The sequence below is a fragment of the Rhizobium sp. LjRoot254 genome (assembly GCF_964254105.1).
GTDB lineage: Bacteria > Pseudomonadota > Alphaproteobacteria > Rhizobiales > Rhizobiaceae > Rhizobium_E.
The window spans coordinates 1,471,960-1,495,046 of record NZ_CAXUSM020000001.1; the positions used below are offsets into that span (position 1 = coordinate 1,471,960).

Here is a 23,087-nt window from a genome sequence, read left to right on the forward strand (position 1 = left end):
ATGCTCCCAAGAGATCAGCGCATCAGCAGTCCGGCTGCGGTGACGACGCTCTGCGCGATCTCGGACATCTTCTTCTTCTCGTTCATCGCCGTCTGGCGCATCAGCGCGAAGGCATCCTCTTCGGAAAGCCCGCGCATCTTCATCAATATGCCCTTGGCGCGCTCGATGATCTTGCGCTCCTCGAGCGCGGATTTCGCATCCGCCAGTTCGCGCTGCAGACGGCTGAAGGCGTTGAACCGGCTGACGGCCATGTCGAGGATCGATTTGACACGTTCCTTCTTCAGGCCATCGACGACATAGGCCGAGACGCCGGCTTCGACGGCAGCTTCGATGGAGGCGGTGTCGGAGCGATCGACAAACATGGCGATCGGCCGCTCAAGCGTGCGCGTCAGCTGGAAAAGATGCTCCATCTGGTCGCGGTCGGGGTTCTCGATGTCGATCACGATGACGTCGGGCGCCAGCGAATCGATGATCCGGGCGACGCCGTGGACTTCATGGATCACCGTGACGCGGGTGTGCCCCGCCTCGCGCAGGCCTTCCTCGATGATGGAGGCGCGGATGGCGTTCTCGTCGATCACGAGGATAGTGAGTTCGGGCGCGGACATGGACTAGTCATGACGCAGCGCAGCAAATCTTGCAAGGACTTTGCCTAAAAAATACACTTGAAGAAATATGATCAAAAAATAATCAGCGCCCGCGTCGCCCTTTCCCAATCCCGAATATCGTGCAAAGTCATGCCGTTGCCGTGCCAGATTCGGCCCGATGGGCGCTGATGGAGGACAGTAGGAGAATGCGTGATTTCCAGCTTCCCGGACGTTCGCCGGTGCGCGCTACCGATGCGATGGTCGCTACGTCCCACCCGCTTTCAACGCTTGCCGCCATCGAGATGCTGCGATCCGGCGGCAATGCGATGGATGCAGCGGTCGCTGCGGCTGCGGTGCAGGCCGTGGTCGAGCCGCAATCGACGGGCATCGGCGGCGATTGTTTCGTGCTCTATTCGCCCAAGGGTGAAGGCGACGTGCTGGCCTTCAATGGCTCGGGCCGTTCGCCGCTTGCGGCGGAGCTCGATTGGTACCTGGAGCGGGGTTTCGCCCAAATCCCGGAGACTGGCGCCCATGCCGTCACGATTCCCGGCGCAATTGACGCATGGTGCCGGCTGCTCGCGGATCATGGGAAGAAGGGCATCGATGCGGCGCTGGCGCCCGCCATCCGATATGCTGAGAAAGGCTACGTGGTGCATGATCGCGTCGCCTTCGACTGGGAGGAGATCGCGCCGGTATTGGCCCAGGATGAACATAGCGCCCGGATCTTTCTGAACAAAGGGCAGCCGCTGAAAGCCGGTGACATCCACCGCCAGCCGGAACTTGCGCGAAGTCTCCGACTGATCGCCGAAAAGGGTAGGTCGGGTTTCTACGAAGACGAGGTGGCCGACGACCTGGTGGCGCGGCTCAGGGCGCTCGGCGGCCTGCATACGCTTGAAGACTTTGCCGCGACCAAAGGTGACTATGTCGAGCCGATCAGCGTGAACTACGACGGCCATGACATCTTCCAGATGCCGCCGAACAACCAGGGCCTGACCGCGCTCCTGATGCTCAACATCCTGTCGGGCTTCGATCTCAAGGGCCTCAATCCAGACAGCGCGGAAAGGCTGCATCTGGAGATCGAGGCGGGACGGCTCGCCTATCGCGATCGCGACCGCTATCTGGCCGATCCGGAAAAAGTGCGCGTGCCCGTCAAGGAACTGCTGTCGAACGAATACGCCGCGGGCTTGCGGGCCGCAATCGATCCGGACCAGGCGATGGCTGAGCTTCCCAATGTCGAACTGCCCCGGGGCGACACGGTCTACATTTCGATCGTCGATACCGATCGCAATGCAGTGTCCTTCATCAACTCCACCTATCATTCGTTCGGTGCTGCCGTGACGGGGCCGAAATCCGGCGTGGTATTGCAGAACCGGGGAACGGGCTTCCGGCTCGATCGGGATCATCCGAATGTCATCGCGCCAGGCAAGCGCCCGCTCCATACGATCATGCCGGGCATGGCGGTGAAGGATGGGCGTGTCGTCATGCCCTTCGGCGTCATGGGCGGTGCATATCAACCCTTCGGCCACGTGCATCTCGTGACGAACGTTATCGATTTCGGCATGGATGCACAGCAGGCGCTCGATGCGCCACGCGTCTTTCACCGCGACGGTCTGGTGGAGGTGGAGAACGGCGTCGCGCAATCGGTCATCGACGGCCTTTCGGCAAAGGGACATAGGGTCAAGCGGTCGGCAAAACCCTTCGGCGGAGGCCAGGCGGTCGTGATCGATTGGGACAAAGGCACGCTGACCGGCGCTTCGGATCACCGCAAGGATGGCTGCGCGCTCGGCTATTGATCAGGATTTCGCATCCGGGTGGGTATGAATGGGGTCTACCCAATAGACCTCCTCCGGCTTTTCCACGGGATCGACATCGGTGATATTGACCACGACCGCGGTGTCGTCAGAGCGCACCAGCACGCATTCGAGTGGATTGGCCGGGTCGGCATTGATCTCCTGATGCGGCACATAGGGCGGCACGAAGATGAAGTCGCCGGCATCGGCTTCGGCGACATATTCCAGCCGCTCGCCCCAACGCATCCGCGCCTTGCCCTTGACCACGTAGATGACGCTTTCAAGGGCGCCGTGATGGTGGACGCCGGTCTTGGCATTGGGCTGGATCGTCACGGTGCCTGCCCAGATCTTCTGCGCGCCAACGCGTGCGGTGGTGATTGCCGCCTGGCGGTACATTCCCGGGGTCTGTGGCGTGTTGTCGTCGAGCTGGTTGCCTTTGATCACGCGGACACCATTGTGCTTCCAGTAATCGGCATCTTGATGGTGATCGTCGTGTTCGTCGTCGTGGTGATCGCCCATGGTTCCCTCCGCATATGGTTTTTGGATTATAGGCACGGGTGGGTCTTTGTCACCCGGGTCCGGTCGATCCGGTGCCGACGCGGGGCGCAAGGCGACGACTCGATCTTTCGAATTGTATGCAATACATAAAATATTGCCTAAAAAATATGCGGACAGATATTGATGATGTAATATTGATCTATCCGCTCACTCGGCAGGGCGCGCTGCCAGAATCGATGCGGACTATAAAATTAATAAAAACAAACCCTTACGTTTCTGAATTTTCCGAATTCCGTCTGGCATACAATTTGCGTTTCCCTTTACAGGGCGCATGACGCGCTGTTTCAGAGGGAGCCTGCCATGTCATCATTTGAAATTTCCCGCCGCTCGCTGATCAAAACCGGTCTGGCCGGTCTTGCCGCATCGGCCATGCCGCTTTCCCTAGCCCGGGCACAGTCCCCCGTCATCGTCGGCATTGTCTATGTCGGCCCGCGTGACGATTTTGGCTGGAACCAGGCCCATGCGGTCGCGGTGGAGGCGCTCAAGCAGGTACCGGGCGTGACCGTCGTGGAAGAAGAAAACGTGCCGGAGACCGATGCGGTCGCCAAATCCATGGAGTCGATGATCAATATCGATGGCGCCAACCTCATCCTCGCCACCTCGTTTGGCTATTATAAGCCCTTCGTGCTCGAAATGGCGGCGAAATATCCGGCGGTTGCCTTCCGTCACGCAGCACCGCTGTGGAACAAGGATGCCGATCCGAAAAATGCCGGTTCCTATTTCCCTTATCTCAACCAGGCGCATTATGTGAACGGCGTCGCGGCCGGGCTCTCGGCGCCGGGCGGCAAGATCGGCTTCGTGGCCGCCAAGCCGATCCCGTCGGTTCTCTCCAACATCAATTCCGTGCTGCTCGGCGCGCGCAGCGTCAATCCCAATGCGACCGTTCGCGTGATCTTCACCGGCGAGTGGTCGATGCCGGTGCGCGAGGCGGAAGCCGCCAATGCGCTGGTCGATGCGGGTTGCGAAGTCATTACCTGCCATGTGGACAGCCCGAAAGTGGTGATCGAGACGGCCGAGGGCCGTGGCGTCAAGACCTGCGGCCACAATGCCTCGCAGGCTTCGCTGGCGCCTAAGGGCTTCATCACCGGCGCCGAATACAAGTGGGAAACGATCTACAAATCCTACGCCGCCGATATCGCGGGCGCCAAGGAACTGCCGAACTTCCTCGTCGGTGGTTACGACAAGGACATGCTGCGCTCGACGCCCTATGGCGCGGCCGCCACGCCTGAAGCGATCAAGGCCGCCGACGCGGCGATTGCGGCACTGACCAAGGGAGAGCCCATCTACAAGGGCACGCTCAAGGACAATACCGGCAAGCTTGTCGTCGAAAAGACCTACGACAATTACGATCCCTATCTCGACGGCATGGGCTGGCTGCTCGAAGGCGTGCAGGGCTCGATTACCTGACCCGTCGCATCTGCGGAAATACCGGGCGGCCAATGTCGCCCGGCATCGAAACGAGCGGCAGGAGAAGGTCATGGCAATAAGCATAGACGCGGCGGTGGCGGTGCCTGTCGGGCGAAGCCAATCGGTGGCAGGGCTGAAATTCGCCGAGGCCATCATCATTCCGGTTGCGGCGCTCATCGTATCGGCGCTGCTGTTTTCGATCTTCCTGCTGCTGCTCGGCAAATCGCCTTTGATGTTCTTCAGCCTGATCTGGACCGGGGGCTTCGGGTCCAGCTTCTCCTTCCAGAACACGCTGCAGCGGGCAGCTCCATTGGTGCTGACCGGCCTTGCTTTCGCCATTCCGGCGCGGATCGGCCTGACCATGATCGGCGGGGAGGGCGCGCTGGTACTGGGAGGCTTCTTCTCGGCTGCCATCGCAATCCCGCTGGTTTCGAACACCGTACCCGTATTTCTCACGTTGCCGCTGATGGCGATGGCGGGCATGCTGGCAGGCGCGTTCTGGCTCGGTCTGACGGGTTGGCTGCGGCACTATCGCGGCGTCAACGAGACGATCGCCTCGCTGCTGCTTTCCTATATCGCGATCGCCATCATGAATTTCTTCGTCGAGGGTGCGCTGCGTGATCCCGCCTCGGCCAACAAGCCATCGACCATGCCGATCGGCGATGCCTACCGTGTTGGCGCCATGCCGGGTACCGATGTGCATTGGGGGCTGGGCGCAGGCGTCATTCTCGCCATCCTGCTGCATCTGCTGATGACCCGCACGACCTTCGGCTTTGCCGCGCGGATGACCGGCGGCAATCCGCGCGCTGCCCAGGCACAGGGTCTGCCGGTCGGCTTCCTGCTGGTGACGTCCTGCGCGATTGCCGGTGCCTGTGCCGGGCTCGCGGGCTTTTTCGAGGTCGCGGCGATCCATGGCCAGGCCAATGCATCGCTGGTCGCAGGCTATGGCTTCACCGGCATTCTCGTTGCCTTCCTCGCGCGCCAGGTGCCGCTGGCGATCATCCCGGTCGCAGTACTGTTCGGTGCGCTGGCGGCGGCGGGCGGCATCATCCAGCGGCGCATGGGCCTGCCTGACGCCACCGTGCTGGTGCTGCAGGGGCTGATCTTCGTGGTGCTGCTGACTTCGGACACGCTTTACGGCCGTATACCCTTCCTCCAGCCGAAATCGGGGAGTGCACGCTGATGGAAGACTCCATGCTCGTCACGGCGTTGATCGCCATGCTCGGCGGCGCGATCCGGGTTTCGACGCCCTTCATGTTCGTGGCACTCGGGGAGTGCCTGACCGAGAAATCCGGACGGGTCAATCTCGGTCTTGAGGGCTCGCTGGTGCTGGGCGCCATGGTTGCCTATGCCGGCTCCTACCAGACCGGCAATCCCTGGTTCGGCGTGGTTCTGGCCGGCCTCGCCGGCATGTTCCTCGGTGCCATCCACGGCTATATCTGCAAGCTGCCCAGGGTGAACGACATGGCGATCGGTATCGCCATCATGAGCTTCGGCACGGGTCTCGCCTTCTTCTTCGGCAAGCCCTACATCCAGCCGACCGCGCCGCGTCTCGAAGCCATCCCGCTTGGCGGCTGGACGGGCGATTCGCGGCTGGCGCAGGCGCTCGAAGTCAATCCACTGTTCTTCGTCGGCATCGCGCTCGGCGTCTTCCTGTGGTGGGCGCTGAAGAACACCAAATGGGGCCTGATCGTCCGGATGACCGGTGACAGTGCGCCGGCGGCCAAGGCGATGGGCGTCTCGGTCGATCTCGTGCGCTTCATCGCCACCTCGATCGGCGGCTTCATGGCCGGTATCGGCGGCGCCTTCCTGTCGCTCTACTATCCCGGCTCGTGGAACCAGGGCCTGTCTTCGGGGCAGGGGCTGATGGCGGTAGCGCTGGTGATCTTCGCTCGATGGGGGCCGCTGCGATGCCTGCTCGCGGCGCTGCTGTTCGGCGCGGCGGGTGCTCTCGGGCCGGCACTGCAATCGATCGGGATCAGCCAGGGCTACTATTTCTTCAATGCGGCGCCCTACATCCTGACGCTTTTCATCATGATCGCCTCGGCCCAGTCGAAATCGGCTGCACGTGAAGTGCCGGGCGAGCTTTCCATCAATAAGTGAGGTTACGGTCATGGCATCCATGGACGAACGTATCGAGGCGGCAATCATCAAGGGCGGCGTCACGCTCGCCGCCGATCCCTATCCGTGGCCCTTCGACGGCAATTGGGGTCCGCACAACACCGCGCTCGTTGTGATCGACATGCAGACCGATTTCTGCGCTCCGGGCGGCTATGTCGATTCAATGGGTTACGACATTTCGCTGACGCGCGGGCCGATCGTGCCGATCCAGAATGTGCTCAAGGCCATGCGCGCCAAGGGCTACTTCATCATCCATACCCGCGAGGGCCACAAGCCCGATCTCTCGGACCTGCCGGCCAACAAGCGCTGGCGCTCGCAGCGCATCGGCGCGGGCATAGGCGACCAGGGGCCCTGCGGACGCATCCTCGTGCGCGGCGAGCCGGGTTGGGAAATCATCCCGGAACTGCAACCGGAGCCTGGCGAGGCGATCATCGACAAGCCCGGAAAGGGGACGTTCCTGGCCACTGATTTCCAGCTCGTGCTGTCGATGAGGAACATCCGCAACATCGTCTTTGCGGGCGTCACCACCGATGTTTGTGTTCATACGACCATGCGCGATGCCAACGACCGAGGTTACGAGTGCCTGCTGCTCGAGGATTGCTGCGCGGCGACCAAGGTGGAGAACCATCTCGCCGCCGTCGATATGATCAAGATGCAGGGCGGGGTGTTCGGCGCGGTCTCCAATTCCACGGATTTCGTCGCCGCTCTGCCGGAGGCAAGCTCATGACCGAGACAGCCAAACGCGCGCCATCGCTCGAAGCGCTCGGCATGACCAAGACCTTCGGTCATTTCACCGCCCTGGGCGATGTATCGCTCCGCGTCGAGGCGGGGTCTTTCCACGCACTGCTCGGCGAGAACGGCGCGGGCAAATCCACGCTCGTCAAATGCATCATGGGTTTCTACTCCGCCGACAAGGGGCAGGTGTTGCTCGACGGCAAGGAAGTCGTGGTCCGCTCGCCGAAGGACGCGCTCGCCAATGGCATCGGCATGGTCTACCAGCACTTCACGCTGGTGCCCTGCCTGACGGCGGCCGAGAACCTCGTCATCTCGCGCGCGGACGCACCCACGATCATAGATTGGGCCAAGGAGCGCAAGGCGCTCGACGCCTTCATGCAGACCATGCCGTTCCGGGTGCCGATGGACACGCAGGTGTCGTCGCTGTCGGCCGGCGAAAAGCAGAAGCTGGAAATCCTCAAGCTGCTCTATCTCGACCAGCGCTTCATGATCCTGGACGAGCCGACCTCGGTGCTGACGCCGGGTGAGGCCGACGAGATGCTGGGCCTGTTGCGCGGCATGACCGAGCGCGGCGAGATCACCGTGCTGATGATCAGCCACAAGTTCCGCGAGGTGAAGACGTTCTGCGATCATTTCACCGTGCTGCGGCGTGGGCGACTGACGGGCGACGGCGATGCAAAGACGTCCACAGTCGAGGACATGAGCCGGATGATGATCGGCGATACCGAGGTCAAGGAGCGAGCCGTCCGTGCGACCATCGCTGAGAAGAAGGACGTGCTCGATCTCGCCGGCCTCTTCGCCGAGGACGAGCTGGGCCTGCCGGCGATCCATGCGATCAATCTCAAGGTCAGGTCCGGCGAGATCGTCGGCATCGCCGGCGTATCCGGCAATGGGCAATCCGCGCTCGTCGAGGCGCTCTCCGGCCAGCGCCAGCTGAGCCAGGGACAGATCTTCGTACGCGGTCAGGATTTCACGCCAACGCGCGGCAATTTCGATCGCTTCAAGGTCTTCGGACTGCAGGAGGAACCGCTGAAGAACGCCGCCGTCCCACGCATGAGCGTGGCGGAAAACATTGCCTTCCGGACCTATGACAAGCCGCCGCTTGCCAGTTTCGGCTGGTGGATGAAGCCCGGCCCGATGAAGCGCAAGGCCGAGGACCTGATCAAGAAATACAACGTCAAGACCACCTCGCCGGATGCGCCGATCGAGGCGCTTTCCGGCGGCAATGTGCAGCGCGCGATCCTGGCACGCGAACTCTCGGGCGATGTCGATGTGCTGATCGTTGCCAATCCCTGCTTCGGTCTCGACTTCGCCTCGGTCGCCGATATCCGCTCGCAGATCATGGAGGCCCGCAATCGCGGTGCCGCCGTGCTGCTGGTCTCCGAGGACCTCGACGAGATCCTCGAACTGGCCGACCGGGTGGCGGTGATGTCGGGCGGCACGATCACTTATGTCTCGCCGATCGAGGATACCGACCGCAATACGATCGGCCAGCACATGGCGGGACACTGAGATGATCGACGTTCCGGCACGGCCCTATCCCTATCTGCTCGACCCCAGGCACACTGCGCTGGTGGTGATCGACATGCAGCGCGATTTCATCGAGAAGGGCGGCTTCGGCGACAGCCTCGGCAACGACGTTGCGCGGCTTGAAGCCATAATTCCTACAGTCGCCGGTCTGATCGCGCTGTTTCGCAAGCAGAGCTGGCTGGTGATCCACACCCGCGAGGCCCACAGGCCCGATCTATCGGATTGCCCACCGTCGAAAATCCGGCGCGGCAATCCATCGTTGAAGATCGGCGAGGCCGGCGCCATGGGCCGGCTGCTGGTGCGCGGCGAGCCCGGCAACCAGATCGTCGATGACCTCGCGCCGATCGACGGCGAGATTGTCATCGACAAGCCCGGCAAGGGCATGTTCTGGGCGACGGGGCTTGACGGGCCGCTGGCCGAGCGCGGCATCACGCATCTGGTTTTTGCCGGCGTCACCACGGAAGTCTGTGTCCAGACCTCAATGCGCGAAGCAAACGATCGTGGCTTCGAATGTCTGCTGGTCGAGGATGCGACGGAGAGTTATTTCGCCGAATTCAAGGCCGCGGCGATCGAGATGATCGTGGCGCAGGGCGGCATCGTCGGCTGGGTGGCGCCGCTTGGGGCGCTGGAGAAAGCGGTCGCGGAGGCAGGGGCTCATGTCTGAAGAAAGACGTGGGAAGGCCGGATGATGGTGATCAACGATCCCGCCACGCTTGCCGAGGTCGAGGCGATCTTCGCGGCCTATGAGGCGGCTCTGCTCAGAAACGACAACGATACGCTTGCCCGCATGTTCCTGGAGCGACCGGAAACGGTGCGCTACGGGCTCAATGACGTGCAGCACGGATATGCGGAAGTGCTCGCCTTCCGCGCGACACAGGCGCCTTTCGAGCGTAAGCTTGACCGAACCGTGATCACCAGTTACGGCACCGATTGCGCGACCGCCCAGACGCTGTTCATTCGTGACGATGCGCCTGGCAAGATCGGCCGGCAGACTCAGGTCTGGGTGAAGACCGGGACCGGCTGGAAGGTCGCGGCCGCGCATGTGAGCATGATGGATGAACTTAATGGGTCGTGACCCCAAGCGGATTGAACCGTGCTGAAGAGAGTGCCGCGCACATCGGCGGAGGACATCCGCCGCCAGCTTTCCGAACGGATCATTGGTGGCGACCTAGCGCCCGGCGCTGTGTTGGACGAGACCCAGCTTGCATCAGAGTTTTCAGTTTCGCGGACGCCGATCCGCGAAGCGCTCAAGCAATTGGCGGCGAGCGGCCTTGTCGAGCAGAAGCCGCACAGCCGGACAATCGTCGCCAAGCCGGATACCGATGCCTTGACCGGCATGTTTGAACTGATGGGTCATCTCGAGGCGCTTTGCGCGGCGCTCAGCGCCGAACGCATGACCTCCGCCGAACGTCGTGCACTGGACCAACTCCATGGCGAGATGGCGGGCGTGGTCTCCAACGGCGACCGGCTGAGCTATATCCGCTACAACGAGCTGTTCCACAATGCGATCTATACCGGCTCGCATAACAGCTATCTGGAGGATGTGACGCGGCTGACGCGCCAGCGGCTACAGCCCTTTCGCCGCGCGCAGTTTTCGACGCTCGGGCGCCTTTCCAAGTCGCATGCCGAGCACGGCCTGATCGTCGAGGCGATCCTCAGGGGCAACGGGATCGATGCCCAGAGTTTCATGCGGGCGCATATCACGCTCGTCGAGGATGCCTGGAATGAGTTTGCGGGCGGCTAGCGGCGCATACAATTTGTGCAAGTGATCGTTTTTTGTGCTTCTCAACATTTTGATTTTATTCACTTTTTTCTATTACCGTCTGGCCGTTGCCATCGCCTCCGGTCGAATTGCTCATGATCCTTTTTCACAAATATGGCCTTCATAACGAACATAACGGGCTCATGGACGGCGATTTCCGCTCGTTGTTCGAGACGCATCCTTCGCCGATGTGGGTCTATGATGCCGCGACGCTGCGCTTCCTGATCGTCAATGAGGCGGCGATTGCGCTTTACGGCTATTCGCGCGACGATTTCCAATCTATGACCGTGCTCGATATCCGGCCTGAATACGAGCGCGAGCGCATGGTCCGGGCGGTCGAGGATCGCAGCGACATGGAGAAGGCAGAACGCTGGGCTCATCTCAAGGCGGATGGCGAAGTCTTCCAAGTCCTGACGTATGGTCGCGAGATCCGGCTTGAGGACAAGGTGGCCATCCTGGCCATCGTCCAGGACCGCACGGAACTTACGGCGGCACACCGGCAGGTCAGCGAGGCCCGGACGTTTCTCGACACGATCGTCGATAATCTGCCGATCGGGGTTTTCGTCAAGGACCTCGAAAATCACGGAAGCTATGTCATCTACAATGAGGAATGCGCCTCGGTGATCGGCCAGCGGCCGGGCGATGTCGTAGGGAAAAACGATACCGGCATCTTTGCCGGCGAACGCGCGGACAGGATTCGGCGCGAAGACCTCCGCGCCTTTTATTCCGAAGGACCGGTATCGTTCGAGGACGTGCTCGTCGATGCCGAGGGCAGGGCGCGTACGCGCCGCACCGTCAAGAAGATGCTGCCCGCTCAGGATGGCGGGCGCCCGCGCTATCTGATGGGCATTTCCCAGGACGTTTCGGAGGAGCGTGCCGTGGAGGCGGAACTCGCACGGCTTGCGATGCGGGATTCGCTGACAGGCCTCTGGAATCGCACTTTCTTCTCGGGCGAGATTAGCCGGCGGGCCTTCCAGATCGCCCAGCAGGGACCGTTCGCGCTGCTTTATATCGATGTCGACCACTTCAAGCACATCAATGACAGCATCGGGCATTCCGCAGGCGATGCATTGCTCTGCCAGATCGCGGCGCGCCTTTCCGTGCTCACCGAGGACGGCGATATCGTGGCGCGGCTCGGCGGCGACGAATTTGCCATCCTGATCAACCTGACGGACGGCATGGTGCGCGCCCGGCAGTTCGCGGATGGCCTGCTGGCGATCATGGCCGATCCCTTCGATCTCGATGGCATGCGTGAGCATGTAAGCTGCTCGATCGGCATCGCGCTGGCGCCCGACGACGGCGACAATGTCGACGTCCTCATGCGCAATGCCGACCTTGCCCTCTATTCGGCGAAGGATGGCGGCCGTTCTACCTTTCGCTTTTACGAGAGCCATATGCGGATCGAGGCGGAGCGGCGGCATCAACTGACGATGGAGCTTCGCCGCGCCCTGGAGAACGATGAGTTCGAGCTTTATTTCCAGCCCATCTACCGGCTCGTGGGGCAGGAACTATCCGGCTTCGAGGCGCTTCTTCGCTGGCGTCATCCGGAGCAGGGCATTGTCCTTCCCGGCGATTTCATCACCATTGCCGAGGATACCGGTCTCATCGTTCCGATCGGCGAATGGGTGATGATGGAAGCTTGCCGCACAGCTGCCCAGTGGCCCAACGACGTGAAGGTCGCCGTCAATCTCTCCGTGACGCAGTTCCAGAGCTCCAATCTGCTGCCGCATCTCGTCGATTGCCTGAACAAATCGGGGTTGAACCCATGCAGGCTGGAGATCGAGGTCACGGAATCTGTCTTCCTGTCCAACAGCACCCACAGCCTGCCGCTTCTCAGGATGCTTAAGGAACTCGGCGTCCGCATCGCCATTGATGACTTCGGCACCGGTTATTCATCGCTTAGCTATCTCCGGTCCTTCGCTTTCGACAAGATCAAGCTCGACCGCAGTTTCGTGGCCGGCGTGGCAACTGATATGGGCGATCTCGCCATCGTCCGTGCGGTTGTCGGCATGGCCGCCGGCTTCAAGGCAATCGCGCTTGCCGAAGGCGTCGAGACGATCGAACAGATGAACCGCCTCAGAGCCGAGGGTTTCGATGAAGTGCAGGGCTTTCTGCTCGGCAAGCCGATGCCAAGAGCGGAGACGGAGCAACTGATCGCACGCCGGGCGCCGGAACCGCGCCGTCTGCGGGCCTGATCAGCGCAAGGCATTCGCGATTGCGCGGAACATCGCGAGTGTTGATCGGTCAAGGCCTTCATCGACGGGCAGGGGCTGCGAGGAAAACTTCACCGCCGTGACACCGGCGTCCTTATCGACATAGATCCATTGGCCATGAATGCCGATGGCGCAAAAGGTGCCGGGGTGATCGGTGGGGATATACCACTTCGACCGGTAGCGCGCCTCCGGCAGCAAGTGGGTCATATCACCCTTCTGCCACGCTTCGGGATCACCTGATGTCATGATGTCCTCGACCCAGGCCTTGGGAATGACCTGGCGGCCATTGGCCTTGCCGTCCAGCCGCATCATGTCGCCGAAACGCGCGAGATCGGAAAGCGTGACACAGATGCCGCCGGCCGTGCGGGCAGCGCCGTTGCGATCCACGGTGATGAAACCGCTGCTTTCCGCACCCATCGGCTGCCAGAGATAACGTGATAGCATTTCCGCGATCGGCAAGCCGCCGGCGTTTTCGAGAACCCAGCCCAGCAGGTCGGAATTCGGCGAGACATATTGGAAGCGCTCGCCGTGCGGGCCATCGTCCCTCGGCAGCGTTGCGAGGAAATAATGCAGCCCGCCCTGGTAGGGAAAGGCGCCGGGCGGATTCCAGTCCATCGCGACACGGTAGCGGGCGACGTCGCCGAGCGGGTCGAGATAATCCTCGACGAAGCGGACAGATACGGTCATGTCGAGGAGGTTGCGTACCGTGGCATCACCATAGGCGGAACCGATGATCTCCGGCACGTAGCGCGAGACTGGCGCATCCGGATCGAGTTCGCCGCGATCCACAAGCACGCCTGCCAGCGTGCCGGTGACCGACTTGCTGACGGAAAAGATGATGTGACGGGACGAAGCGGTGGCCGTAGGCCCGTATTGCTCGACAACCACCGCACCGTGATGGAGTACCATGAAGCCATCTGTATGGCTCTGCTGCAGCCCGCTTGATGCGCTCGATCCATCGACCATGACGGCCGCGAGGTCCAGTATCCTGCCGCGCGGCAGAGGGACGGTGCTCGGCGCGCACTCGATCGGTTGGGTGGCGATGAGCCGATCGACATTATGGAAACCGCGAACGTTGAATGGATGCGTGCGCCAGTTGGCTAGCGAGGCTTCGGGATAGTCTTCTTCGAGCATGTCACGATCCACATCGATTAGGGGACAGGCCTTTGTGGCACATGGGTCATCGCCGGTCCATCGGCTGCTTATGCAGGTTTGTTTTCCCGGGCACTCGGCGACGATAGGGCAAACATGCCTGCGGCAATGATAAGGCCGGCGCCGGCAAGGGTCGTGAGATGCGGAATCTCGCCGAAGAACAGGTAGCCCCAGAGCGGCGCCCAGAGCATGCCGGTATATTCGAACGACGTGACGACGCTGGCCTTGGCGATGCGATAGGCGTTGGTGAGCAAGGTCATGGCAACCGCCGCGATGACGCCACAGGAAGCGATCAGCAGGAAATCCCGGGTGTTCGGCATCGTCCATCCGCGGATCAGGAAATCGATCGACGGATGACCGGCCTCGTGCACGCCGATTGCACCGAAGAAGCCTGCGATCATCAAGGCCCCGGTGAGATAGACGCCATTCTGGTAGAAGGCCATGACGGGGGCCGATGTCTCTGTGCCCATCTTGCGGGCCATCAGCATTGCCAGCGCATAGGTCACGGACGAGAAGAGCGACAGCAGGGCGGCCGGTTCGAACAATCCGGCGCCGGGCCTGAGCATCACCATGACACCGACAAAGCCGACGATGACAGCTGTGATGCGGCGCCAGCCGATCGATTCACCGAGAATAGGTGCGGCGAGCGCCATCGCAAACAGCGGCACGGTGAAGAACAGCGCCACGGCATCGGCCAATGGCAGGGCCGGAAACGCCATGTAGTAGGTGGTGTAGGCCACAAGCATCAGGGCCGAGCGGGCCACGAGCTTCCAGAATTCGCGGCCGATCAGGGAGCGCAGGCCGCCGTCGAAATGCACCATAACGAGAAGAATGGGCGCAGAGACAAGGCAGCGAATGGACACGACCTGGGTCAGGGCGTAGTCGCCCGACACGGACTTGATGATCGCATCCTGAATGGAGAAAATCAGAATCCCCAGGCAAAGATAGCCAATTCCAAGCGCGGCGCGATTCTGCAAGCTGGTCCCCCGATCTGCCGCCCTTCTACATTATCGGGAGATTATTGCATTCCCGACCGCGACATGCATGACGCGGTCTGGCTTTAAATCATCTTTTCGTTGCAGAATTCGCCATCGATCGTGCCGCCGACATCGCCTCGCGGTAGGTGGCGAAGGGACCGGCGAGCCATATCATCCGGTCGCCGCTGTGAATCAATGCCGATTTGGAAATCGGGTCGAATATGAGATTGAAATTCGTCTTAGCTTCGCTGCGCATTCTGGGTCTCCCTGATCTTATCTGGCCCTAAAATGCCAACTGGATCGACCTGTTCCAAAACGGCGCGAAGCGTTCAAAACAGGGTGAATGAGGAGTTAACGAGCTAGCTCGCTCTATTAGCCATCTTGCAAATGCCATATAATGCGCGCAATGTGCGTCGCCTTGAGGATCTTGAACAGGAGGAGAGCCATGTCTTTCCCACTTGACGCTGCGTCCTGCGTGATAAGACCCGAGCAGTTTGAAACGATCAAGCATGTCTATGAATCAGTGACCGCCGAAGAGTGGTTCACGCCGTCTTCCAAGCGCCGCGAGCAATTTGCCGCTTATCTGGTGGAAGCCTATCGCAACGGTTTGACCGATCCGTTCGAACTTAGAACGCTGGGCCGCGCTGCGGCGCGTGAGCGTTTCGCCATTCACTAATGCAATGTCGGGGCTCCCAGCAGGGAGTGCGCGATCACAGTGAGGTTGGCCATATCGGGCGCCATCGTGTAAGCCGCCACGCGCTCGGGAAGCTCTGACTGGCTGTCGTTGCCTGCGAAGACGAACGGGATGTCGAGTTCGACTAGGATGTCGGCGATCGAGGTCGCCGCCTGCCGATCCAGCGATGTGTCGAGGATTGCCGCTGAAATCGCCTGGTTTTCGAGAATGCTGGTGATCTGCTGCTTCATCGCCGATGGGTCGTTGAGGCCGAAGCCGGCATATTCAAGCGCCAGCCGCATCTCGCTGACGAATTCATTCTGGATCACCAGAATTTTGGGCTGCAGCGGGTTCTGAATCTCCTGCATTTGCATTCTCCTTCGGCTGATCAACCGGATGGGAGATATTTTGTTCCAGCAATAGTTTAGTACCGGCCCATCGCGGCGTTATTCGCTCAATCCTTTCGCACTGTTCCGGAAAACAGACTGGCGCCACGCGTCTCCAACAGTTTCAGCGATGTATAGTCGAGGATCGATAGTCCGCCATCGACAACCAGCGTCTGGCCGGTGACGAAGGACGCGTCATCGCTGGCAAGAAATGCAACCGCGTTGGCGATCTCGGCCGGTGTGCCCATACGGTTCAGCACCCCGGGTGGAAGCTCCCATTGGCCACTTGATGTGCCCGCCGGGTTTTCGCTGGCGTCAAGATCGGTGGCGATCCAGCCGGGGCTCACGCAATTGGCCCTGATGCCGAAGGGCGCGCCTTCGACCGCAAGCGAGCGGGTCAGCGCCTCGACCGCCGCCTTGACCACGCAATAGAGGCCCCAATTGCCGTGCAGCGTCGCTGTCGAGGATATGTTGACGATCGCACCGCCGCCGCTGTCGCGCATCAGGGGCAGGGCATGCGACGAGACGAAATAGGTGGAATCGAGGTTCGGCCCGCGCATCTTGTCCCAACGTGCGCCCGGGCCGTCGCCGTCTTCGATGCCGGAGCGGCGCGAGCCTGCGCCCGCATTATTGACCACGACATGCAGGCCGCCCCAACCGGCGATGTTCGAGATCAGGTCGCGCACATCAGCTTCATCGGCCAGATCGCACGGGAAGAAAGTCGCGCGACCTCCAAGCGCCGCCGCTTCCGCCTCGACCTGGACGCCCTTGTCGAGGTTGCGTCCAGCGAAGGCGACACGCGCTCCTTCTTCAACGAAGCGATGCACAATGCCGCGGCCGATACCGGAATTGCCGCCGGTGACCAGCACGATCCTGTCCTTGAAACGCATGCTCAGAACCTCCGCGCGGCAAATATGTCCGCCATCCGGTCGATCTGCGCCTTCTGATAAGCGACGAAATCGGCATTCGGCTGCTGAAAATCGAGCCTGCCCTCCAGCGGGTCCGGCGCGTCGATCGACGAGCCGGCAAGCGTCGCGATCACGGCGTGGCCGCAAAAGGGCACATGCGCTTCCGAGTAGCCGCCTTCGTGGACCAGCAGCAACCTGCCGCCGCAGAGCTCGTCCGCCGCCTGCATTGTCAGTCGTGTCATATCGCGGAATGTACGGGAGGAGGCGAGCATGCGCGAGAGCGGATCGACGCCCGAGGCATCAAAGCCGCACGCAACCACGATGGCGTCCGGTTTATACGCGTGGAGCGCCGGCAGAACGATCCGCTCGAAAGCGTGGAGATAGCCGAGATGACCGGTACCGGGCACCATGGGGATGTTGATATTGTAGCCTTCGCCGCGTCCGGCGCCGCGATCCTCCACCTTGCCGGAGTCACGCGGATAGTTGTTTTCCTGATGCAGCGAGATCGTCAGCGCGTCGTCGCGCTGGTAGAAGATTCCTTCAGTGCCGTTGCCGTGATGGACGTCCCAGTCGATGACGGCCACACGGGCCGCGCGCTTCTCGGCGAACGCTGCCTCGATCGCGATGGCGATATTGGCAAGCAGGCAGAAGCCCATCGGCTTGTCGGGCAGGCAATGGTGTCCCGGCGGACGCGACAGGGCATAAGCGTTTCGCTGCTCGCCCTTGAGAACGGTGCGAAGCGCCTCGGTTGCGAGACCGGCCGAGAGGGCGGCTATATCATATCCGCCCGGCCCGAACGGCGTACGCTCGCCCAGTTCGCCACCTTTTTCCGAGGAAAGCCGCTTGAAGGCTTCGAGATAGGAAGCCGGATGGACGCGGCGCAGTTCCTCTTCGGTAGCCATGGCCGCCGAAGAGACCTGCAATTGCCGAATTAATCCCGTGACTTCCATGAGATTCTTGAGACGCCGCTTCGTCTCGGGGTTCTCAGGCAAACCCCCTGCCGCGAGTGGCTGCACCAGTCCGCCCACAGGCATGATAAAGGCGTAGGACCCGCCCGAATGCCAGAAGCATTTCTCGTCCCACCAGAAGCCGGTTTCCGATACGCTCGCCGTCAATTCCGAATCCCCCTCGCCAAAGAGACTCGTTCATAACACGGGCAACAGCCAATGATGGAAGAACCAACTGGTTTTGAAGGTTTGAAAACTACGCTTTCTTCTTCGGAATAAACGGCCCGCCGGTCTCGCCCCAGCCCCATTTCGGCATGGGTGCGTTTTCCCAGACCTTGGCGCCGGGAGCGGAATTGATTACTGCCAGCCGCGTGCCCCATTCGAGGTAGCCGACCAAGGCGGAGGCGAATTCCGGATCGGCCGGCAATTCGAGATCGGTATAGGTGTCGAGCAACAGGTTGATCCAGCGCCGGCGCATCGCTTCGGTCAGATGCTTGCCCAGGTGATGGCGGACCATTTCAGGATGGCCGCCACGCTCCGTGGAATAGAGCGGTGGCCCGCCCAGCACTTCGGCGAGAAACATGGCTACATGCCGGGGATGGCCGGCGTCCATGCCGGCAAAGACCGGTGAGAGCAGTTCGTCCTGATGGACGCGGCGGTAGAATTCATCGGTCAGACGGTTGAGTGCATCGATGCCGCCGATCCATTCGTAAAGCGTGGGTACTGTCAAAATCGATCTCCCTGTTTGAAGAAAGATATGGGGGAGGCGCGTACGCTATCAAGCGGTGTTGATGGAAACATTTCTGGTTCTGGCAGTTTGCGGATCATCGTGCAGAAAAAGAGGAGATCCGCCATGCATGTCACCCGCCGCACCGTTCTTTCAGCTGCGACCATCGCCGCCAGTGCCGCAATCATCGGGACGCCGCATGTCTTGCGCGCCGCGTTGCCGCTGAAACAGCCGCCACTGCCGTTTGCCGAGGATGCGCTGGCGCCGCACATTTCCGCGCGGACCGTCGGCCTTCACTACGGTAAGCATCACAAGAAATATTTCGATACGCTCAACGAGGCCGCAAAGGGCACACCTTATGGCGACATGGAGTTGGTCGACATCGTAAAGGCGTCCGCAGGCAAGGACACCGACAAGAAGATCTTCAACAATGCCGCACAGGCCTGGAACCACGTGGCGTATTGGGCCCAGTTCGTTCCCGGCGGGCCTAAGAATCCGGAAGGCGATCTCGCCAGGATGATCGACGAGACATTCGGCGGCTACGATGCCTTCGTCGACAAGGTCGTCTCGGTTTCCGATACGGTCTTCGGCACCGGCTGGGTCTGGCTGACCCGTGACGATGACGGCAAGCTGGCGCTGGTTGGATACGAAGACGGCAACAATCCTATCGCCGCCGGCCGCCCCGCCTATCTCGGTATCGATATATGGGAGCATGCCTATTATCTCGACTACGAGAATCGCAAGCCAGAGCACATCAAGGCGGTGATGAACAATATCGTGAACTGGAAGGTCGTGGCCGAGCGGGTGGCTGCTGGATGACTTACTCCGTCCCAGCCCCACTCGCATAGAACCGCCGCGCATCCCGGCTCGCCCCGGTCCGCGAATCCGCCCGTGTGTAGAACATATGCCCGCCGCGGTATTTGGTCAGTTCCGTCCGACCCTTGGCGAGCGTTGGCGGCAGGTGATCGAGCACGTAGCGGCTGGCGCCGTAGGGGGTCAGCACGTCGCTGTAGCCGTGCATCACCATCAGCCGGAAGCTCGGAATGGCGGACAGGAGGTCGCGGATGTCTTTCGAGGCGCCGGCATCGGCGCGGGAACTGTCGCGTCCTTCGCCCCAGTTCCAGCGGCGGTTCACATCGAGCGACAGCAGGTTGTAGGTCATGTCGCAGGCATAGTTGAGTTCGTTGCGGGCATAACCGGCAAAGACCGAACCGTATGCGCGGGTGAAGCCGTCGAGCACCGGATCGTCGGACCGGTCGAGCGGCGTCTCGGGATAGGCATCCGGTGCCGTATAGGCCGCGTCATAAGGACTTGCGATCCGGCCGCCGTCGGTTTTCGAGAAGACGTCGCCGACGAAGCCGCCGGTCCGGACGATCTTGTCGCGATCTATGCCGGTCATTTCGGCGAGTTTCGAATAGAACGCATCGCCTTTCGGTCCGAACGGTGTCGCGCCGGCCAGCGAGACGATGTAGTCGGTCATCGCATAATGTTCGGCTTTGGCGACGGCTTCGGGGCTGAATGTGTTCGTGCGTTCGAGTTCCGCCGCGGCGATGGACGGAAGCTGCAATGCGGCGCCAAGCGGATAATCGGTCGCACCGAAAATCAGCCGTGCTTCGATCAGCGGCGAGACCATGATGATGCCCGAGATCAGCATGCCCTGGGTGTTTTTCAGCGCCATGCCGACCTTGGCCGCACGGAAGCCGCCATAGCTTTCGCCGAGCAGGTATTTTGGCGCGGATGTGCGGTTGTTGTGCTGGGTGTAGAGAGCGATGACCTTGGCGATCGTCTCGGCATCCTGCTTGACGCTGTAGAAACTGTCGGAATTGTTGGCGGCTCGGCTCCAGCCGGTGCCGACCGGGTCGATCAGGACGAGGTCGGTGAAATCGAGCCAGCTGTCGGGATTATCCTTCAGTTCAGGCGTCGCGCCATCGTCGTTGCCGGGGCCGAAATCGAGAACGCGCGGTCCGACCAGGCCGAGATGAAGGTAGGCGGAGGCGGCACCCGGCCCGCCATTGAAGGCGAAGGTGAGGGGACGCTTGCCGGTGGAATCCTTCGCCACATAGGCGGTGTAGAAAATCTTGGCCGAAATCTTGCCGTCCTGCCCGAAGAGATCGAGCGTGCCCGCAGTCGCGGTGTAGCCGATTTCGCGATTTGCGGTCTTCAGGACATGGCTGGTCTCGGCATCGGCCGGCAGCAGTTCGAGTATTCCCTCGGCCGGCGTGTTGTCCCGCACCGTCCCGGCATAAGCCGACGCGCCATCCCGCACGTTCTCGGCGTAGGCCGGCGTGAGTATCAGTGCGGCCGCGGTAACGACCAGGGGCAGCAATGTGCGAAGCTTCATCGGGATTCGGTCTCCTTTTCGATACCGTTGCCTGAACTCTAAGGCGGCATTCAGGTCCGGCACACTCAATTAATGTTGATCCTGGTTTTGAACCCGGTTTCACTGATGCCCTCGGCTCCCGCTGCGAAACGAAAGCACGGCCCCAGAAGCAAGTCCGCTTGCCGTCTCGACGATCGGGATGATAGCTAGAGGTCGAGACCTGCGGGACTCAGGCCCACCTGAAAGACATCCATGGATAAATCAGCATCTGCACCTGGCGAAGCGTCGGATTCTGCTCCGCCGTCCACTGTTTCGCCTGCCGCTCTCCGCTGGGTTCTGCCGGTTACGATCCTTGGCTCCAGCATGGGTTTCATCGACGGGTCGGTGGTGAATGTCGCGCTGCCGGCAATGCAGTCGTCGCTGCAATCGAATCTCGCAACCATGCAATGGGTCGTCAACGGCTACATGCTGACGCTCGCGAGCCTCATCCTGCTCGGTGGTTCGCTTGGCGATCGTTATGGACGGAGGCGGATCTTCATCCTCGGGCTTGTCCTGTTTGCCGCCGCCTCGTTCTGGTGCGGGGTGGCGCCGAGTGCCGCGATGCTGGTCTGGGCGCGGCTGGCCCAGGGCGCGGGCGCGGCGCTTCTGATGCCCACGAGCCTTGCGATCATCGGTGCGGCTTATCCTGAACCGGAACGCGACCGGGCGATTGGCACATGGGCTGCGTCCGCCGGCCTGTTGACTGCGCTGGGCCCTCCGCTCGGCGGCTGGCTCGTGGATGTGATAGGCTGGCGCTCTATATTCTTCATCAATCCGCCGATCGCGCTTCTTGCGCTGGCGTTGGCATTGAAACTGCCCGCCGATCGCCGGCCCGAAAATCCCAAACGCCTGGATTGGGCGGGATCGGCGCTTGCTGTCCTGACGCTCGGGCTCCTGAGCTATGGTCTCGTGGCGCTCGGCGACGGAAAGGCCACGACGGGTGTCGCCACGCTCGCAGCGTCAATCGTCGCGGGCGTCCTGTTCGTCGTCGTGGAGAGCCGGTCAAAGGCGCCGATGATGCCTCTGTCGCTGTTCAAGAACCCGAATTTTTCGGGCGCCAATGCGGTCACCGTCCTGCTTTATGCCGCACTCAGTGGAGCGCTTTTCATTCTACCCTTCCTGCTGGTCAAGGCGCATGGCTATAGCGCGACGGCCGCCGGTGCCGCACTGCTGCCGTTCTCGGTAATCATCGGGCTCGGCTCGCGCTGGGCAGGCGGCCTGTCGGGCAAGCTAGGCAAGCGGACGCCGCTGATCGCAGGACCGGCGCTCGCCGCGACCGGATTCGGTATGCTCGCCCTCTCGGGGCAGATTGAGAACTACTGGATCGGTGCATTTCCCGGCCTGCTCCTCTCCGGTCTTGGCATGACGATCAGCATTCCACCCCTGACGGCGGCGATCTTCGACGGCACGCCCGAAGACGCGAGCGGCACCAGTTCGGGGATCAACAACGCGGCGGCGCGCGGTGGCGGTCTTCTGGCCGTGGCAGCCATCGGGCTGGCATTCGGCGGCTCCGATCTTACCGAGATCGATGCGGCCTCGCTGCAGTCCGCTTATGCCATTGTGATGATTGGTGCAGCGTTGCTTGCGTTGCTGTCGGCGGGCTGTGCCGCGATTTCAATCAGCCCTGTTCGCAAGCCCAGTTGAGGTGGTGGCGACACCGTCGCTGCCGTCGAGAGTAGACATGGAAGTGTCCCGGCAAGATTACCGGGACAATGTCTGCTTGGATCATTCGCTACCGGATCGACGAGCGAATGCTATCGACCACGTTCGGGGGCAGATGGGAAGCAAGATCCCGCAGGCGATGCCGCAACTGATCATAAGCGCGATCGGGGGTACTCTGCGCCGGCGGGACGCTGAGCCTGCCAAGCACGAAGGCTGCGGCGGATGCTGCGAGCACCGCATAGAACGGATAGGTCCGCACAGTCGTGGTGACCGTATCCGTGGCCGCGCCAGCGGAATGCGCGACGGCCCGGCCCGCTTTGTTGCCCATCCTGGCCAGTGAGCCGCTCAGCGTTTCGACCTGTTCGCGCAGCGCCTTGAGCTGCTCGTTCAGGTGCTGGATCGCGGTCTGCCGTTCTTCATTCGTCATCATGTTCTCCTGACCATCATCGCCAACTTTCGTTCCATTCTTGCCGACAACGGCCAAGGGTACCTTTTCTCCGATTTTCGCTGCCATGACGGCCTCCTTTTGTGTTGCCGCCTTAACGTGTGCGAGCGAGGGAAGTTCCGATTTCCGGAACAAAGCCTCGACTCGGCGG

23 protein-coding genes and 1 pseudogene are annotated in these 23,087 nt (G+C 61.5%); 13 read left to right on the forward strand and 11 right to left on the reverse strand.

Translation table 11 applies throughout. The annotated features are described in order from the left end of the window. Window positions 1–14 precede the first annotated feature (14 nt). Window positions 15–605, reverse strand: a complete 591-nt coding sequence (locus ACSQ26_RS07165; RefSeq protein WP_436007653.1) for an ANTAR domain-containing response regulator — start codon at window positions 603–605, stop codon at window positions 15–17. Between the two features lie 185 nt (window positions 606–790). Between ACSQ26_RS07165 and ggt the strand changes: the two genes are divergently transcribed. Then, the gene (gene ggt / locus ACSQ26_RS07170) at window positions 791–2,377 is read left to right on the forward strand and encodes a gamma-glutamyltransferase (RefSeq protein WP_436007655.1); all 1,587 of its coding nucleotides are present in this window, start codon (window positions 791–793) and stop codon (window positions 2,375–2,377) included. Here ggt and ACSQ26_RS07175 read toward each other — a convergent pair whose 3' ends face one another. Further along, window positions 2,378–2,893, reverse strand: a complete 516-nt coding sequence (locus ACSQ26_RS07175; RefSeq protein ID WP_436007657.1) for a cupin domain-containing protein — start codon at window positions 2,891–2,893, stop codon at window positions 2,378–2,380. A gap of 339 nt (window positions 2,894–3,232) precedes the next feature. On the opposite strand from ACSQ26_RS07175, the gene ACSQ26_RS07180 reads away from it, so the two are divergent. From ACSQ26_RS07180 to ACSQ26_RS07220, 9 genes and pseudogenes are all read left to right on the forward strand, one after another. Further along, on the forward strand, window positions 3,233–4,339 hold the full coding sequence (locus tag ACSQ26_RS07180) for a BMP family ABC transporter substrate-binding protein (protein WP_436007659.1): 1,107 nt from the start codon (window positions 3,233–3,235) through the stop codon (window positions 4,337–4,339). Window positions 4,340–4,409: 70 nt separating this feature from the next. Next, a complete protein-coding gene (locus tag ACSQ26_RS07185; RefSeq protein WP_436007662.1) occupies window positions 4,410–5,522 on the forward strand; it encodes an ABC transporter permease in 1,113 nt (370 codons plus the stop codon). Beyond that, window positions 5,522–6,442, forward strand: a complete 921-nt coding sequence (locus ACSQ26_RS07190) for an ABC transporter permease (RefSeq protein WP_436007664.1) — start codon at window positions 5,522–5,524, stop codon at window positions 6,440–6,442. Before ACSQ26_RS07185 ends, ACSQ26_RS07190 begins: the two co-directional genes overlap by 1 nt. Window positions 6,443–6,461: 19 nt before the next feature. Continuing rightward, on the forward strand, window positions 6,462–7,187 hold the full coding sequence (biuH, locus tag ACSQ26_RS07195; protein WP_436015145.1) for a biuret amidohydrolase: 726 nt from the start codon (window positions 6,462–6,464) through the stop codon (window positions 7,185–7,187). Continuing rightward, window positions 7,184–8,707, forward strand: coding sequence for an ABC transporter ATP-binding protein (locus ACSQ26_RS07200; protein WP_436007666.1), 1,524 nt, complete (start codon window positions 7,184–7,186; stop codon window positions 8,705–8,707). The genes biuH and ACSQ26_RS07200 overlap by 4 nt, the downstream gene beginning before the upstream one ends. A gap of 1 nt (window position 8,708) precedes the next feature. Further along, entirely contained in the window at window positions 8,709–9,389 is a 681-nt protein-coding gene (locus tag ACSQ26_RS07205) for a cysteine hydrolase family protein (RefSeq protein ID WP_436007668.1), read from the forward strand. Between the two features lie 21 nt (window positions 9,390–9,410). After that, window positions 9,411–9,800 (forward strand): oxalurate catabolism protein HpxZ, encoded by a 390-nt coding sequence (gene hpxZ, locus ACSQ26_RS07210; protein WP_436007670.1) that lies wholly within the window; start codon window positions 9,411–9,413, stop codon window positions 9,798–9,800. Window positions 9,801–9,818: 18 nt separating this feature from the next. After that, entirely contained in the window at window positions 9,819–10,469 is a 651-nt protein-coding gene (locus ACSQ26_RS07215; RefSeq protein ID WP_436007672.1) for a GntR family transcriptional regulator, read from the forward strand. A gap of 34 nt (window positions 10,470–10,503) precedes the next feature. After that, window positions 10,504–12,682, forward strand: a pseudogene (locus ACSQ26_RS07220) (putative bifunctional diguanylate cyclase/phosphodiesterase). Here the strand turns inward: ACSQ26_RS07220 and ACSQ26_RS07225 are convergent. The 3 genes from ACSQ26_RS07225 to ACSQ26_RS07235 all read right to left on the reverse strand — a co-directional run bounded on the left by ACSQ26_RS07225 (window position 12,683) and on the right by ACSQ26_RS07235 (window position 15,085). After that, window positions 12,683–13,834, reverse strand: a complete 1,152-nt coding sequence (locus ACSQ26_RS07225) for a serine hydrolase domain-containing protein (RefSeq protein ID WP_436007674.1) — start codon at window positions 13,832–13,834, stop codon at window positions 12,683–12,685. Between the two features lie 68 nt (window positions 13,835–13,902). After that, window positions 13,903–14,829, reverse strand: a complete 927-nt coding sequence (locus ACSQ26_RS07230; RefSeq protein ID WP_436007676.1) for a DMT family transporter — start codon at window positions 14,827–14,829, stop codon at window positions 13,903–13,905. A gap of 88 nt (window positions 14,830–14,917) precedes the next feature. After that, the gene (locus ACSQ26_RS07235; protein ID WP_436007678.1) at window positions 14,918–15,085 is read right to left on the reverse strand and encodes a hypothetical protein; all 168 of its coding nucleotides are present in this window, start codon (window positions 15,083–15,085) and stop codon (window positions 14,918–14,920) included. Window positions 15,086–15,274: 189 nt separating this feature from the next. Here ACSQ26_RS07235 and ACSQ26_RS07240 point away from each other — a divergent pair, with 189 nt between their 5' ends. Beyond that, window positions 15,275–15,505 carry a hypothetical protein gene (locus tag ACSQ26_RS07240; RefSeq protein WP_436007680.1) on the forward strand — a complete coding sequence of 77 codons (231 nt, stop codon included), beginning with the start codon at window positions 15,275–15,277 and terminating at the stop codon, window positions 15,503–15,505. Here the strand turns inward: ACSQ26_RS07240 and ACSQ26_RS07245 are convergent. The 4 genes from ACSQ26_RS07245 to ACSQ26_RS07260 all read right to left on the reverse strand — a co-directional run bounded on the left by ACSQ26_RS07245 (window position 15,502) and on the right by ACSQ26_RS07260 (window position 18,473). Then, on the reverse strand, window positions 15,502–15,870 hold the full coding sequence (locus ACSQ26_RS07245; RefSeq protein ID WP_436007682.1) for a hypothetical protein: 369 nt from the start codon (window positions 15,868–15,870) through the stop codon (window positions 15,502–15,504). The two genes, ACSQ26_RS07240 and ACSQ26_RS07245, sit on opposite strands and share 4 nt — an antisense overlap. A gap of 86 nt (window positions 15,871–15,956) precedes the next feature. Then, window positions 15,957–16,778 (reverse strand): SDR family NAD(P)-dependent oxidoreductase, encoded by an 822-nt coding sequence (locus ACSQ26_RS07250; RefSeq protein WP_436007684.1) that lies wholly within the window; start codon window positions 16,776–16,778, stop codon window positions 15,957–15,959. A 2-nt stretch (window positions 16,779–16,780) separates the two neighbouring features. Continuing rightward, window positions 16,781–17,911, reverse strand: a complete 1,131-nt coding sequence (locus ACSQ26_RS07255) for a class II histone deacetylase (RefSeq protein ID WP_436007686.1) — start codon at window positions 17,909–17,911, stop codon at window positions 16,781–16,783. An 88-nt stretch (window positions 17,912–17,999) separates the two neighbouring features. Then, window positions 18,000–18,473, reverse strand: coding sequence for a group II truncated hemoglobin (locus tag ACSQ26_RS07260; RefSeq protein WP_436007688.1), 474 nt, complete (start codon window positions 18,471–18,473; stop codon window positions 18,000–18,002). Window positions 18,474–18,596: 123 nt separating this feature from the next. Here ACSQ26_RS07260 and ACSQ26_RS07265 point away from each other — a divergent pair, with 123 nt between their 5' ends. Continuing rightward, window positions 18,597–19,289 (forward strand): superoxide dismutase, encoded by a 693-nt coding sequence (locus tag ACSQ26_RS07265; RefSeq protein ID WP_436007690.1) that lies wholly within the window; start codon window positions 18,597–18,599, stop codon window positions 19,287–19,289. A gap of 1 nt (window position 19,290) precedes the next feature. Here ACSQ26_RS07265 and ACSQ26_RS07270 read toward each other — a convergent pair whose 3' ends face one another. Next, a complete protein-coding gene (locus ACSQ26_RS07270) occupies window positions 19,291–20,811 on the reverse strand; it encodes a S10 family peptidase (RefSeq protein WP_436007692.1) in 1,521 nt (506 codons plus the stop codon). A 231-nt stretch (window positions 20,812–21,042) separates the two neighbouring features. Here ACSQ26_RS07270 and ACSQ26_RS07275 point away from each other — a divergent pair, with 231 nt between their 5' ends. Then, window positions 21,043–22,473 (forward strand): MFS transporter, encoded by a 1,431-nt coding sequence (locus ACSQ26_RS07275; protein WP_436007694.1) that lies wholly within the window; start codon window positions 21,043–21,045, stop codon window positions 22,471–22,473. Window positions 22,474–22,561: 88 nt separating this feature from the next. On the opposite strand, the gene ACSQ26_RS07280 is transcribed toward ACSQ26_RS07275, so the two are convergent. After that, a complete protein-coding gene (locus tag ACSQ26_RS07280; RefSeq protein ID WP_436007696.1) occupies window positions 22,562–23,005 on the reverse strand; it encodes a hypothetical protein in 444 nt (147 codons plus the stop codon). Between the last annotated feature and the right edge of the window lie 82 nt (window positions 23,006–23,087).

Excerpts from the sequence above, each read along its gene's own strand:
- ACSQ26_RS07165 (WP_436007653.1), bottom strand. The coding sequence starts at position 605 with ATGTCCGCGCCCGAACTCACTATCCTCGTGATCGACGAGAACGCCATC.
- ggt (WP_436007655.1), top strand. The coding sequence starts at position 791 with ATGCGTGATTTCCAGCTTCCCGGACGTTCGCCGGTGCGCGCTACCGAT.
- ACSQ26_RS07175 (WP_436007657.1), bottom strand. The coding sequence starts at position 2,893 with ATGGGCGATCACCACGACGACGAACACGACGATCACCATCAAGATGCC.
- ACSQ26_RS07180 (WP_436007659.1), top strand. The coding sequence starts at position 3,233 with ATGTCATCATTTGAAATTTCCCGCCGCTCGCTGATCAAAACCGGTCTG.
- ACSQ26_RS07185 (WP_436007662.1), top strand. The coding sequence starts at position 4,410 with ATGGCAATAAGCATAGACGCGGCGGTGGCGGTGCCTGTCGGGCGAAGC.
- ACSQ26_RS07190 (WP_436007664.1), top strand. The coding sequence starts at position 5,522 with ATGGAAGACTCCATGCTCGTCACGGCGTTGATCGCCATGCTCGGCGGC.
- biuH (WP_436015145.1), top strand. The coding sequence starts at position 6,462 with ATGGACGAACGTATCGAGGCGGCAATCATCAAGGGCGGCGTCACGCTC.
- ACSQ26_RS07200 (WP_436007666.1), top strand. The coding sequence starts at position 7,184 with ATGACCGAGACAGCCAAACGCGCGCCATCGCTCGAAGCGCTCGGCATG.
- ACSQ26_RS07205 (WP_436007668.1), top strand. The coding sequence starts at position 8,709 with ATGATCGACGTTCCGGCACGGCCCTATCCCTATCTGCTCGACCCCAGG.
- hpxZ (WP_436007670.1), top strand. The coding sequence starts at position 9,411 with ATGATGGTGATCAACGATCCCGCCACGCTTGCCGAGGTCGAGGCGATC.
- ACSQ26_RS07225 (WP_436007674.1), bottom strand. The coding sequence starts at position 13,834 with ATGCTCGAAGAAGACTATCCCGAAGCCTCGCTAGCCAACTGGCGCACG.
- ACSQ26_RS07235 (WP_436007678.1), bottom strand. The coding sequence starts at position 15,085 with ATGCGCAGCGAAGCTAAGACGAATTTCAATCTCATATTCGACCCGATT.
- ACSQ26_RS07240 (WP_436007680.1), top strand. The coding sequence starts at position 15,275 with ATGTCTTTCCCACTTGACGCTGCGTCCTGCGTGATAAGACCCGAGCAG.
- ACSQ26_RS07245 (WP_436007682.1), bottom strand. The coding sequence starts at position 15,870 with ATGCAGGAGATTCAGAACCCGCTGCAGCCCAAAATTCTGGTGATCCAG.
- ACSQ26_RS07250 (WP_436007684.1), bottom strand. The coding sequence starts at position 16,778 with ATGCGTTTCAAGGACAGGATCGTGCTGGTCACCGGCGGCAATTCCGGT.
- ACSQ26_RS07265 (WP_436007690.1), top strand. The coding sequence starts at position 18,597 with ATGCATGTCACCCGCCGCACCGTTCTTTCAGCTGCGACCATCGCCGCC.
- ACSQ26_RS07270 (WP_436007692.1), bottom strand. The coding sequence starts at position 20,811 with ATGAAGCTTCGCACATTGCTGCCCCTGGTCGTTACCGCGGCCGCACTG.
- ACSQ26_RS07275 (WP_436007694.1), top strand. The coding sequence starts at position 21,043 with ATGGATAAATCAGCATCTGCACCTGGCGAAGCGTCGGATTCTGCTCCG.
- ACSQ26_RS07280 (WP_436007696.1), bottom strand. The coding sequence starts at position 23,005 with ATGGCAGCGAAAATCGGAGAAAAGGTACCCTTGGCCGTTGTCGGCAAG.